This window comes from Mesorhizobium sp. M0019 (assembly GCF_040323975.1).
Lineage (GTDB): Bacteria > Pseudomonadota > Alphaproteobacteria > Rhizobiales > Rhizobiaceae > Mesorhizobium.
The window spans coordinates 76,004-88,604 of record NZ_JAMYVK010000001.1 but is presented as its reverse complement, the minus strand read 5'-3'; the positions used below and the strand labels follow the sequence as shown (position 1 = coordinate 88,604).

Genomic DNA, 12,601 nt, shown 5'->3' with positions numbered 1-12,601 from the left:
CTCACTCCGCCGGCCGATCTGCCGGATAGGGCGTGCCGATCAGGATCGCCATGCCGGCGCCAAGGAACAGCACGATCGCCGCCATGCCGAGCCGCGCCGAGCCGCTGGCCAGGGTGATCGTGGCCACCATGAAGGGCGCGGCAAAACTGGTTGCCCGGCCGGCCAGCGCATAGATGCCGAAATAGCGGCCCGATTCGGCTGCGGTGACGCTGCGCGCCATGTAGGAGCGCGACGATGCCTGCACCGGCCCGAAGGCAAGCCCGATCAGCAGGCCGTAGAAAATGTAGGCTTTTTCCGCCGCCGTGCCGAACAATCCGCCACCATCCAGTCCGGGCATCACCCAGGCGCCGAACAGCGTATAGCCCGGTCCGGTCGAAACGATGCCGATCGTGGCAATGCTCAGCATGACCAGCGAAATCATCACTATGGTCTTGGAACCCAGCGCTGTGTCGAGGCGTGCGGCAACCAGGCAGCCGACGATGGCAACGACGTTGAGGATGATGCCGAACAGGCCGATCTCGGTAATCGACCAATGGAACATTGCCGCCGCAAACGTTCCGCCCAGCGCCAGCAGTGCGTTGACGCCGTCCTGATAGATCATGCGGGCGACGAGAAAGCGAAAAATGCCGCTGCGCTTGCGCACTTCGGCCAGCGTCGACTTCAGTTCCGATAGTCCCTCGCGCACCGCCGGCCCGATTGGAATGCCTTTGATCGCATCAGGCGTGAAGAAGAACATCGGCAGGATGAACAGGAAATACCAGGCCGCCGACAACGGCCCGGTAGCGCGCGCGTCCTCGCCGAGCCTGGGGTCGAGGCCGAAGATCGGGTCGAGCCCAACGACGGTCTTGCCGGTTTCAGGCGAGCCGGCCATGACGGTAACGACGAAGATCAGTGCGATCATGCCGCCGAGATAGCCGAGTCCCCAGGCCATGTTCGAGATCCTGCCGATGTCGCTCTTCGGCACCAGGCGGGGCATCATCGAATCATTGAACACGGTCGAGAATTCCGCCGCGACCGACGCCAGCGAGAACAACGCCACGACCAGAAAAAGATCAGAGCCGGGCGCGGCGAACCACAGCAGGGTGAGGCAGGTGATTTTAACCGCGGCGAAGAAGGCGATCCAAGGTTTGCGTGGTCCGGTCTGATCGGCGATCGAGCCGAGGACCGGCGACAAAACGGCAATGACGAGGCCGGCGGCGGCAATGCCGTAGCCCCAGGCCGCTTGCCCGGTCTCCGGATTGCTGGCCATGCGCGAGACGAAATAAGGACCGAAGATGAAGGTGGTAACGACCGTGAAAAACGGCTGTGCCGCCCAGTCGAACAGCATCCATCCCCAGATGCCGCGTCCCGATGCCCGCTGCACTGCCATCTCAGCCATGTCCCCTCCGCTGGAGCTTGCTCCATGCCGATCGAATCGGAATGACGCTCCGTCTTCTGTTGAGCACGATCTTGTCCAAAAGCCGATCGTCACTTTTTGGGATCATGCTCCGGCCCCCCAAAGCAGGGCGCCGTTCGCTCTATAGCGCAGTTCTTCCCGGCAATCCCGCGCGATATGGAAGACGTCTCACAGCTGCGTCAGATCACTCATCAGGCCGGATGCCACCGACAGCCGCGACACGGTGATGTCGCCGCCCTCGGTCAGCGCCTGCAACCGCTCGCGGATGCGTCCGACCCGTTCGCCGCCGGCCTCCAACCATGCCGACACCGGATCCGCCGCCTCGGCATGGCCGGTCAGCGCCGCCACCGCGATGCCGCGCCTGGCCGCGCCGATCGTGTCGGTGGCGCGGGAAAGCGCCAGTTGATCGTAATAATCCGAGGGCGTGATCGAGCGCGCAGCATCTTCGACGCGCGGGATGCGGAAGACATCGCTGACTGCAAAAAACGCCTTGGCGGCAGCGACGATGCCGGCATTTGCCGTCCGCGCCGTCAGCGCTATGTCGGGGATGAGTTCCGCCACATCGGTCAACGCCAGCTGTTCGGCAAGGCTCTCGGGCGCGCCACCCTTCGACAGGCTGTGCCGCCGCTCCTCGATCCGCTCGCGCGAGAAGGCCGGCAGCAGCGAAACGAGCTTCGGCTCCAGCGCCTTGCGCGCATCCTGCAACTCGGCAATCCGCTGCCCGAGCAGTGCAGTGTCGGCATCGTTCTTCAGGTACCAGCCGCTGGTCACATAGATCAGCCGGCTGACCGCCTGATAGAGGTCGAGCTGGATCTGCCCGTCGATCTGGTTATCGAGTGCATCGATCTGGCGATAGAGCGCCGGCAGTGCAAAGCCATCGCGCACCACGGCGAAGGTGCGCACGACATCGGCGGCACTGCGCCCTGTCGCTTCTTGCAGCCTGTTGACGAAGGACGGGCCGCCGCGATTGACCAGATCATTGGCGACGACACGGGCGATGATCTCGCGGCGCAGGCGATGGCCGTGGATTTCCGCCGCATATTTCTTTGCCATGCGGTCGGGAAAGTAACCCATCAGGTCGCGGTCGAAATGCGGATCGTCCGGCACGTTGCTGGCGACGATATCGGAAAACAGCACGATCTTGGCATAGGCAAGCAGCACGCCGAGCTCGGCCCGGGTGAGCGGCTCGCCGCGCGCATCGCCCGCGGCAAGAGCCGCCGGCGACGGCAGCGTCTCGACGGCACGGTCGAGCAGCCCGCGCGCCTCGAGCGCCTCCATGAAGCGGCTCTGATGGGCAATGTCGGCAAGGCCGCGCTTGCGAGCAAGGGACAGCGCCAGCGTCTGCTGGTAATTGTTGGACAGCACCAGGGCGCTGACCTCGTCGGTCATCTCGGCCAGCAATTTGTTGCGCGACGGCCGCGTCAGCGATCCCTTTCGCATGGCGGAAGCCAGCGCGATCTTGATGTTGACCTCGACGTCTGAGCAGTTCACGCCGCCCGAATTGTCGATCGCATCTGAGTTGCAGCGGCCGCCATTCAATCCGAATTCGATGCGCGCCCGCTGCGTGACGCCGAGATTGGCGCCTTCACCGATGACCTTGGCACGCAGGTCGAGCGCGGTGATGCGGATCGCGTCATTGGCACGGTCGCCGACGTCCTGGTTGGTCTCGCCCGATGCCCTGACATAGGTGCCGATGCCGCCGAACCACAAAAGATCTGCCGGCGCCTTGAGGATGGCACTCATGATCTCGACCGGCGTGGCCGTTGTCTTGCCGAGGCCGATAGCTGCAGCCGCGGCGGCCGGCAAGGTGATCGACTTCTGGCTGCGCGAGACGATGATGCCGCCTTCGGACAGCTTCGTCTTGTCGTAATCCTGCCAGCTTGAGCGGGCGAGAGCGAACATACGCCGGCGCTCGGCCATCGAAGCCGCCATGTCGGGATCGGGATCGATGAAGATGTCGCGATGATCGAAGGCGGCGATCAGCCGGGTCTGCTCCGACAGCAGCATGCCGTTGCCGAACACGTCGCCCGACATGTCGCCAACGCCGACGACGGTGAACGGCGCGGTTTGGATGTCGCGGTTCATCTCGCGGAAATGCCGCTTGACCGCTTCCCAGGCGCCCTTGGCGGTGATGCCCATCTTCTTGTGGTCGTAGCCGGCCGAACCGCCGCTGGCGAAAGCGTCGTCGAGCCAGAAGCCGTGCCTTTCGCTGATGGCGTTGGCGATGTCCGAGAAGGTCGCCGTGCCCTTGTCCGCGGCGACGACGAAATACGGATCATCCTGATCGCGCCGCACGACGCCGGCTGGCGGGATGACGCCGTCCAGCCCGATATTGTCGGTGATCGACAACAGGCTGGAAACGTAATTCTTGTAGGCGGCCGTGCCGGCCTCGAAAATTGCGTCGCGCCCGGCGCTCATCGGCAGCTTTTTCGGGTAGAAGCCGCCCTTGGCGCCAACCGGCACGATCACCGCATTCTTGACCTGCTGTGCCTTGACCAGGCCGAGCACCTCGGTGCGATAGTCCTGCGCACGGTCCGACCAGCGCAGGCCGCCGCGCGCGACCGGGCCGAAGCGCAGATGCACACCCTCGACCTCGGAGCCGTAGACGAAGATCTCCCGCCATGGCCGCGGCGCCGGCAGCCCGTCGACCGATTGCGAATCGAGCTTGATCGCCAGCGATTGGCCTTTCTGTTTCGTATCGGCAACGAAATGATTGGTGCGCAGCGAGGCTTCGACCAGATTCAGATAACGGCGGATGATGGTGTCGTCGTCAATGTTGGGAACGTCTTCCAGCGCATCCGTGATCTTGGCTTTCAGATGTTTGGCCTGAACGACGCCTTCCGTCTCGGCCGTCGGGCTGAGGCGGGCGACAAACAGCGCATGCAGGCCGCGGGCGATCTCGGGATAACGGTTGAGTGCGGCGGCGATGAAATCCTGGCTCTGCGGGATGCCGGCCTGCTGCAGATAGCGGCCATAGGCGCGCAGGACGGTGATCTCGCCCGACCACAGGCCGGCGGTCTGGGCAAGGCCGTTATAGCCGTCATTGTCGACATCGCCGCGCCAGACGGAAAGGAACGCATCCTCGAACAGCGCGCCGCCATTGCCGAGGTCGATCGGCCTGCCGTAGCTGTTCTCGAGTTCCATGTCGTGGATGAAGACCATGCCGGATTGAATGTCGCCGACCTCGAAAGTGCGCTCGCTGATGACGCGGAAACCGATGTTTTCCAGCACGGGCACGCGCCGCGACAGCGCCACCGGGCTGCCATGGTGATAGATCTTCAGCGCCGCCTGATGCGGCTTCTGGACGGTGTGACGGTAATAGTCGATGGCGATCGGATTTGACGCATCGAGCTTGGCGATGCGCCCGGCGTCGGCCAGCGCCACGGCCGGCGGAAAACTGTCGCGATAACTTTCCGAAAAACGCGAGGCGATGGCCGTGAGTCTCGCATCGGCGCCGGTCTCTGTCGCGGTCTCGCGCAGTGCATCGTCCCAGGTCCGTACGATGTCGCGGATCGCCGCCTCGATCGTCGCCTGCTCGACCTTCGGCGTCCTGCCGCCGGAGCGGCCGATGATGAAATGGACGCGCGCCAGCCCGCCTTCCGGGAAGGCCGGATAATAGGCCGACAGCCGGCCTTCGAAGACGGTCTTCAGATAGGTGCCGATCTTCTCGCGCACGACGCTGTCGTAGCGGTCGCGCGGCACGAAGACGAGCACGGAGACGAAGCGGTCGAACTGGTCGACACGCACCAATGCCCTGACGCGCGGTCGCTCGATCAAGCCCAGTATGGCTTCGGCATGCTTGCGCAGGATCGGCACCGAAACCTGGAACAGCTCGTCGCGCGGATAGCTCTCCAGCACGTTGATCAAAGCTTTGCCGGAATGGTCGCTTGGATTGAAGCCGGATTTGGCAATGACGGTTTCCGCCTTCGAGCGCAGGTAGGGGATTTTCATCACCGAGCGCGTATAGGCAGTCGAGGTGAACAGGCCGACGATACGGAGCTCGCCTGAAAGCACGCCTTTGCCGGTGTAGGTCTTGACGCCAATGTAGTCGAGGTAGATGCGGCGGTGCACCGATGACTTGGCGTTGGCCTTGGTGACGATCAGCGGTTCCGGCCCATGCAGGAAGGCACGGATTTCCGGGGTCGTGCTCACCGCTTCGGTGCCGCGCCTGAGCACCAGCACGTCGGGATCGGAAAGGATGCCGAGGCCGGGCTTTTCGGCGCGCTCGAGCATGCCGCTCGTCTCGCCGCCAGTGTAGTTGAATTCGCGCATGCCGAGAAAGGTGAAATTGTCGTCGCGCAGCCATTCGAGGAAGGCGATCGCCTCGGTGACATGGGCCTTGTCGAGCGGCACTGGCGAGTAGCGGAATTCCGAGATCGCCTGGTCGAGGCGGGCAAGCATCGGCTTCCAGTCGGTGACGGCGGCTCGCACCTGGCCGAGCAGCTTCGTCAGGCGTGCGGCCAGGCCTTCGGCCTGCTCGGCCGAAAGGCGGCCGATATGGACATGGATGACGCTCAGTCGGTCATGGCTGTGGTCGCCCTTGGCATAACCGCCATCGCCGAGGATTTCCTCGACGCCGTTCTTGCCGTGCCTGACGACTATGACCGGATGGGTAACCAGCAGCGGCTCGCCGGCGCTTTCTGTAATCTCGCCGAGGACGGAATCGAACAGGAACGGCATGTTGTCGTTGACGACGGTGATCACCGTCATCGGCCGGCCCTGGCGGACGACACCGGAATCAACGTCTATGGCAACGACGCAGTCGTCCTTCTTGTGCCTGGCCACTGCGCGGCCGGCGAGTTCGGCAGCGCGTTCGAGATCGATGACGTCGTAGGCGGCGACATCTTCGGCCGGAGCTCGGGCCAGCAAGTAGTCGGCAAGCCTGCCGGGCTTTTCGCCACCCGCGGCTTCACCCCTCGTCACGCCGGCCTTTTTCAACCGGCTCGCTGACTTTACGCTGGCCATGAGTCCCTCCCGTCACATGTTTTTGCGGCTATGCTAACAGATGACGGGTATTTGGCGACAAAGGTTTGACGGCTTGCGACGAAATGTCGGAATTCACCGGCAGCCTGGCGAAAACGAGGAGAAATCCGCCATGACGGAGAAAATTACCGCGCTTGACCTGGCACCGGCGGAGCTGAGCGACGCGACCAAGGCCTATTTCGCCAAGTGCCGGGAGAAGCTCGGCCTCGTTCCCAATGTGCTGCTCGCCTATGCCTTCGACGAGAAGAAGCTGCGCGCTTTCACCGACATGTACAATGATTTGATGCTGGGTGAATCCGGCCTGTCGAAACTCGAGCGCGAGATGATCGCGGTGGCCGTCTCGTCGGTCAACCATTGCTACTATTGCCTGGTCGCGCATGGCGCGGCGGTGCGCCAGCTTTCCGGCGACCCGGCCTTCGGCGAGATGATGGTGATGAATTTTCGCGCCGCCGAGCTGTCGGACAGGCAACGCGCCATGCTCGAATTCGCGGTGAAGCTGACCGAGCAGCCGGCAAAGATCGTCGAAGCGGACCGGGCGGCGCTGCGGCAAGTCGGCTTTTCCGACCGCGACATCTGGGACGTCGCCTCGACCGCGGCGTTCTTCAACATGTCGAACCGGCTGGCATCGGCAATCGACATGCGGCCGAACGATGAATACCATGCGATGGCGCGATAGGGCACCGCCGTTGCGAGCCAACCGCACATTATATTAGCTACTTCGCATTCTCGTTGCTTGTTTGCCGGTTTGGTCCGATGATCGGCATGCGGCATGACCGCATGCCGGTTCGATGCCGCCGATCAAAGGAGGAGAACATGGCGAAATTTCTCTACGTCTATCACGGCTCGGGCAAGATGCCGACCGAGGAGGCCGAACGGAAGGCAGCGATGGATGCCTGGAACGGCTGGTACGGCAAGCTTGGCTCAGCCGTGGTCGATGGTGGCAATCCAGTCGGCATGTCGAAGACCCTGCTGCCCGGCGGCAAGGTCGAGAACAATGGCGGTAGCAATCCGACCGCCGGTTACACCATCATCGAAGCGAAAGACATCGACGATGCCGTCGGCAAAGCCAAGGATTGTCCTATCCTGACGGACCCGGGTTTCAGCGTCGAGATTGCGCCGATAATCGAAATGGGTTGACGCGCCGGCTCAGGACCGCGCCGCGATAGCCGCCGCAGCGCCGGCCATGGTTCCGGCGCTGACGCGGTTGGCGATCTTCATCGCCCGCTTGCTTTTGAGCAGCTTGCGCGCCTGTGATGCGGCGAGCACCCAGGTCAAATCGATAGCGACCAGGACAACGGCCATGGTCGCGGTCAGCTCGACCCAGCCGATCATGCTGACCGAACCGAGGTCGATGATGGTCGGCAGCAGCGCCAGGTAGAACATCATGATCTTGGGATTGCCGAGCGTCACCGCCATGCCGGCAAAGAACAGTCTGACGGGCGAATCTTCGCGCGGCAGCGCGCCTTCCTTGGCCTCGACCGGTGCCGTCCACATCTTCCAGGCCAGCCAGCCGAGATAGGCGACGCCGACCCACTTCACGACGACAAAGGCAAAGTGGAACGTCTGCGCCACCACGGCGAGGCCAAACACCGCCAGGGACAGCCAGATCGCTTCGCCGATCCACATGGCAAGCAGGAACGGAAACACGTCGCGAAACCCTTTCGAGATGACCCGCGCCACAAGAGCGGCGATCGATGGGCCGGGCGAGCCGGCTGCAACAAGCAGGGCGCCGGCAAAAATCAGCAGCGACGTGAAATGCATGACGCGGTCTCGTTTGAAATGTTTGGGTCGTTCAACATAACCCAACTGTTCCGGCGACGGTAGCGTCTACCGAAAGAAGGCTTGTCGGCCAGGCACCTCACGGCTAGAGATGTCGTTCCGAAATCTTTTCCGAGCTTCACTTTGCCTACGTAACCGCCGGTCTCGTCAACTCCCCCAACACAGAGCAGGGCGTCGCAGTCGCGATGCCTGTTTTCACATCATGTGTTCCTCGGGTGGCGGTTCGAGACCGGTTTGGCACTGCTGAACCGCTGTCGCGCATAACCACCCGCGACACCTGATTTCCGACTGCCGCAGTCTCTCGCCACGCCGTGCCCGCAAGGGTTCTCGATATCGCCGATCTGACGAACTTCCCGACGGGAAGGGCTTTTCGGCATGCCTTCGATACTGCGTATCCGCTGGGCGATCACACCCAAGACCGCACCTCGACCTCACCTCAACTGCAATCGCTGCGGCAGCTTGAAAGCCTATCGCTGCAGCGGCAAATTCCGCGTCAATGCCAATGGCAAGCGCATTGACGCCTGGTTGATCTACCGCTGCATCGACTGCGACAATTCCTGGAATTTCGGCATTCTGGAGCGCTGCAGCCGCCGCGATATCGAACCGGCAATATTGCAGGCGCTCGAAAGCAACGATCCGGTCCTGGCGCGGCGCCATGCCTTCGATGTTGCCGCATTGCGAAGCAGGATCGGGCGCGTCGAGGAGTTTCCTGAAGCCATCGTTCATAAGCAGGTGCTCGGGGACAGGCCGGAAAATACCAGCGCTCTCGAACTTCAGCTCTGGCTCGAAATGCCGACAACGCTGCGGCTCGACCGGTTGCTGGCCAGCGAACTCGGTGTCCCGCGATCGCGGCTACAGGTTTGGGAAGAGAAACGATTGCTGGTCATTGGTCCGGACGGGGGCAAAGCCTTGCGCAAGCCGGCTCGAGCGGGAACGACGATCCGCGTCTATCTCGTCGGCGAGCCCGACCGGGAAGCCATCATCTCGGCTGCCGGCGGATGAAACAACGAGGGAAGGGAGCACACGAGTGCTCCCTTCCCTCGTTGTTGTAGACTACAAGAAAGAAACTTGCGCCGCGCCGACCACTTTCGCCGATTTCCCGAAACGCAATCCTAAGCTGTTTCCAAATCCTTGGCATTTTTCCTTCGGTGAAACGCGCCAAGGAATCGCAAGGGAAGAGTAAGCATCGATAGATTGGGATGTGCCTTGCGCATCATTTTCCATGCGTAACGGTCTGCCTGCCGTTCCTGATCAGGATCCTGTCCAGATTCGACATGCTGCAGCGCGTGGTGTCCTACCTCATGATAGAGCGTTTTCTCGATCATGAATCTCCGAACTACGTTCCCAATCCTGTGCTCGGATGGGCGTCGCCAGACAATCTCGATGACCGATACCGCCTGGAGGTAGGTACCGGCGAATTCGGGCTCGGGAGGTTCCGGGATTATGTAGATTCGCGAAATGCCAACCAGATCGGCTTCAGGTACATTTGCCAGCCAGCGGCCAACGTGCCGAGAGGCTTCAAAGCGACTGTCGAGCTTGCCATGCTCCAGAACAATGATGCCGCCGACCGAAGACCGCCGCCAGTCGTCCATTGCAAAGCGGACGATGCTGCGGAGCGCAGCTCGCATGAGGGGAGTTATCGGTCTTGCGAGCGAAGCCGACATATATCGTCGGGATGCGTCTTCGTTGATATCGTGCAGAGCAGTAGCGAGGCCCGCCACAAGCGTTGCGATTTCGTGATGGGAAACCTTGCCTAGATCGATCCTTGCAAGTTCGTGCTCGATCGCTGGCAATACTGCATTGCCAAATCCAACAAGATTCTTGTGAGCAACGAGCCTTCGCCGCATGTCATCTTGCATAAGGCTCCGGACGAAAGCCAGAACGGCATTTCCCACACCCGTTTCCCCGCCTTTACCCACAGCTAAACTACCGTGACAAAGAAGGAGAGAGCGAAAATATCATGGTATTGCGACGACTCCGCTGTAGCCTCTGAAGAGACACTGAGCGGCCGGCGCCACATTCCTTCTGGCGACAAGCCGTGTCCGCTCAGCGGGAAGGAACGCGTGTTTCGCCCCTCCATTCCGCCCAGAATAAAAGCTCTTACGCCGCGCCGACCACTTTCGCCGACTTCTCAAAACGCTTGCGCTCGTTCGGATCGAGATAGAGCTTGCGCAGGCGGATGGTCTTCGGCGTCACTTCGACCAGCTCGTCGTCCTGGATCCAGGCCAGCGCGCGTTCCAGCGTCATGCGGATCGGCGGTGTCAGCTTAACCGCCTCGTCCTTGCCGGCGGCGCGGATGTTGGTCAGCTTCTTGCCCTTGAGCACGTTGACTTCGAGGTCGTTGTCCCTGGAATGGATGCCGATGATCATGCCCTGATAGACCTTGACGCCGGGGTCGATGACCATCGGGCCGCGGTCTTCCAGGTTCCACATGGCGTACGCCACCGATTCACCCTGTTCGTTGGAGATCAGCACGCCGTTGGTACGGCCCGGCAGCTCACCCTTGTAAGGTTCATAGGCATGGAACAGCCGGTTCATCACAGCGGTGCCGCGCGTGTCGGTCAACAGTTCCGACTGGTAGCCGATCAATCCGCGCGTCGGTGCGTGAAAGACGATGCGCTGGCGATTGCCGCCCGAAGGGCGAAGCTCGACCATCTCGGCCTTGCGCTCCGACATCTTCTGCACGACGACGCCGGCATGCTCCTCGTCGACGTCGATGACGACTTCCTCGACCGGCTCCAGTAATTCGCCGCTGTCGCCCTTCTGCATGACAACGCGCGGCCGCGACACGGCGATCTCAAAACCTTCGCGGCGCATCGTCTCGATCAGCACGGCCAGCTGCAATTCGCCGCGGCCGGAGACGAAGAACGAATCCTTATCCGGCGATTCCTCGATCTTCAGCGCGACATTGCCTTCGGCCTCGCGCAGCAGGCGGTCGCGGATGACGCGGCTGGTCACCTTGTCGCCTTCGGTGCCGGCCAGCGGCGAATCATTGACCAGGAACGACATCGTCACGGTCGGCGGATCGATCGGCTGCGCATGCAGCGGTTCCGTCACCGACGGGTCGCAGAAGGTGTCGGCGACGGTGCCCTTCGACAGGCCGGCAATAGCGACGATGTCGCCCGCCTGCGCCTCGTCGATGGGCTGGCGCTCGAGCCCGCGGAAAGCGAGGATCTTCGAAATGCGGCCGGTTTCGACCTGGGTGCCGTCATGGTGCAGCACCTTGACAGCCTGGTTGGATTTCAGCGTGCCGGATTCGATACGGCCGGTGATGATGCGGCCGAGGAACGGATTGGCTTCCAGGATGGTGCCGATCATGCGGAACGGGCCGGGATGAACGGTCGGCGCCGGCACGTGCTTGATGACGAGGTCGAACAGCGGCGCCAGAGCCTGGTCCTTCGGACCTTCGGGGTTTTCCGAGACCCAGCCGTCGCGGCCTGAACCATAAAGGATAGGGAAGTCGAGCTGCTCGTCGGTGGCGTCAAGTGCTGCAAAAAGATCGAACACCTCGTTGACCACTTCGACGTGACGGGCATCGGGCCGGTCGATCTTGTTGATGACGACGATCGGCTTCAGTCCAACCTTGAGCGCCTTGCCGACGACGAATTTGGTCTGCGGCATCGGCCCCTCGGCGGCGTCGACCAGCACGATGGCCGAATCCACCATCGACAGAATGCGCTCGACCTCGCCGCCGAAGTCGGCGTGGCCGGGCGTGTCGACGATGTTGATGCGGGTGTCCTTCCAGTCGACCGAGGTCGCCTTGGCCAGGATGGTGATGCCGCGTTCCTTTTCGAGGTCGTTCGAATCCATGGCGCGCTCGGCGACGCGCTGGTTGTCGCGGAACGAGCCGGACTGTTTCAGAAGCTGGTCGACAAGGGTGGTTTTTCCATGGTCGACGTGCGCGATGATCGCGATATTGCGGATTTTCATGTTTCGGTCTCGGGAGCGTTGCAGGCAGCAGGCCAAAAGGCGCTGCCTCTTTCGGTTGGGCGGCTCATACAGGGTTTTTCGCAATTGCGAAAGAGGAGGCGAGCCACCAAATAAAGTCACCAAATCTTAAATGTCTTGGTGTGAAGTGGAATTATTAACCAAGGCGGAACCTTTCATGGTCCGGACAGTTCGAATTTCATGATCGAGATAGGCATCAAACTCCGGCCGATTTTGGCATGTACCGCGCTCGCCGTCCTCCTCGCGGCCGGCGCGGCGCAGTCGGCGGCGTCGTTCAAGGAGACGCGGTCTGCTTTGCCGTCCGACAAGCCGTCGGCGGAGCAGCTTTTTGCCGATGCTCCCGATGGCGTCGATCCGGTGGTGACCGGGCCGGTCAGCGCCGCCTTCAAGCAGCGGCAGCAAAATGCCGGATGCGACAGCGCCGTCTGGCCCAACATTCCCGTCGTCTGCTATCCCGATTGATATACGCCCTACCCTCGGGCTGGCCCGAGGGTA

At 62.2% G+C, this 12,601-nt stretch carries 9 protein-coding genes; 4 read left to right on the top strand and 5 right to left on the bottom strand.

What is annotated here, in order from left to right; genetic code table 11:
* Position 1: 1 nt before the first annotated feature.
* Positions 2-1,378: an MFS transporter gene (locus NKK47_RS00395; protein ID WP_352574598.1), complete on the bottom strand. Its 1,377-nt coding sequence runs from the start codon at positions 1,376-1,378 to the stop codon at positions 2-4.
* 186 nt (positions 1,379-1,564) lie between these two features.
* Positions 1,565-6,361, bottom strand: a complete 4,797-nt coding sequence (locus NKK47_RS00390) for an NAD-glutamate dehydrogenase (protein WP_352574597.1) — start codon at positions 6,359-6,361, stop codon at positions 1,565-1,567.
* 130 nt (positions 6,362-6,491) lie between these two features.
* On the opposite strand from NKK47_RS00390, the gene NKK47_RS00385 reads away from it, so the two are divergent.
* Positions 6,492-7,055 (top strand): peroxidase-related enzyme, encoded by a 564-nt coding sequence (locus NKK47_RS00385; RefSeq protein WP_352574595.1) that lies wholly within the window; start codon positions 6,492-6,494, stop codon positions 7,053-7,055.
* 137 nt (positions 7,056-7,192) lie between these two features.
* Positions 7,193-7,516, top strand: a complete 324-nt coding sequence (locus NKK47_RS00380; protein WP_023678126.1) for a YciI family protein — start codon at positions 7,193-7,195, stop codon at positions 7,514-7,516.
* A 9-nt stretch (positions 7,517-7,525) separates the two neighbouring features.
* Here NKK47_RS00380 and NKK47_RS00375 read toward each other — a convergent pair whose 3' ends face one another.
* A complete protein-coding gene (locus tag NKK47_RS00375; protein WP_352569503.1) occupies positions 7,526-8,140 on the bottom strand; it encodes a LysE family translocator in 615 nt (204 codons plus the stop codon).
* 393 nt (positions 8,141-8,533) lie between these two features.
* Here NKK47_RS00375 and NKK47_RS00370 point away from each other — a divergent pair, with 393 nt between their 5' ends.
* A complete protein-coding gene (locus NKK47_RS00370; protein WP_352574594.1) occupies positions 8,534-9,160 on the top strand; it encodes a DUF1062 domain-containing protein in 627 nt (208 codons plus the stop codon).
* Between the two features lie 110 nt (positions 9,161-9,270).
* Here the strand turns inward: NKK47_RS00370 and NKK47_RS00365 are convergent, their stop codons facing one another.
* Positions 9,271-10,017, bottom strand: a complete 747-nt coding sequence (locus NKK47_RS00365) for a M48 family metalloprotease (protein ID WP_352574593.1) — start codon at positions 10,015-10,017, stop codon at positions 9,271-9,273.
* A 241-nt stretch (positions 10,018-10,258) separates the two neighbouring features.
* Positions 10,259-12,088 carry a translational GTPase TypA gene (gene typA, locus NKK47_RS00360; protein WP_023678130.1) on the bottom strand — a complete coding sequence of 610 codons (1,830 nt, stop codon included), beginning with the start codon at positions 12,086-12,088 and terminating at the stop codon, positions 10,259-10,261.
* A gap of 198 nt (positions 12,089-12,286) precedes the next feature.
* Here typA and NKK47_RS00355 point away from each other — a divergent pair, with 198 nt between their 5' ends.
* The gene (locus NKK47_RS00355; protein WP_352451242.1) at positions 12,287-12,568 is read left to right on the top strand and encodes a hypothetical protein; all 282 of its coding nucleotides are present in this window, start codon (positions 12,287-12,289) and stop codon (positions 12,566-12,568) included.
* The last annotated feature ends 33 nt before the right edge of the window (positions 12,569-12,601 follow it).

Excerpts from the sequence above, each read along its gene's own strand:
- NKK47_RS00375 (WP_352569503.1), bottom strand. The coding sequence starts at position 8,140 with ATGCATTTCACGTCGCTGCTGATTTTTGCCGGCGCCCTGCTTGTTGCA.
- NKK47_RS00365 (WP_352574593.1), bottom strand. The coding sequence starts at position 10,017 with ATGCAAGATGACATGCGGCGAAGGCTCGTTGCTCACAAGAATCTTGTT.
- NKK47_RS00390 (WP_352574597.1), bottom strand. The coding sequence starts at position 6,361 with ATGGCCAGCGTAAAGTCAGCGAGCCGGTTGAAAAAGGCCGGCGTGACG.
- NKK47_RS00370 (WP_352574594.1), top strand. The coding sequence starts at position 8,534 with ATGCCTTCGATACTGCGTATCCGCTGGGCGATCACACCCAAGACCGCA.
- NKK47_RS00355 (WP_352451242.1), top strand. The coding sequence starts at position 12,287 with ATGATCGAGATAGGCATCAAACTCCGGCCGATTTTGGCATGTACCGCG.
- NKK47_RS00380 (WP_023678126.1), top strand. The coding sequence starts at position 7,193 with ATGGCGAAATTTCTCTACGTCTATCACGGCTCGGGCAAGATGCCGACC.
- NKK47_RS00385 (WP_352574595.1), top strand. The coding sequence starts at position 6,492 with ATGACGGAGAAAATTACCGCGCTTGACCTGGCACCGGCGGAGCTGAGC.
- typA (WP_023678130.1), bottom strand. The coding sequence starts at position 12,088 with ATGAAAATCCGCAATATCGCGATCATCGCGCACGTCGACCATGGAAAA.
- NKK47_RS00395 (WP_352574598.1), bottom strand. The coding sequence starts at position 1,378 with ATGGCTGAGATGGCAGTGCAGCGGGCATCGGGACGCGGCATCTGGGGA.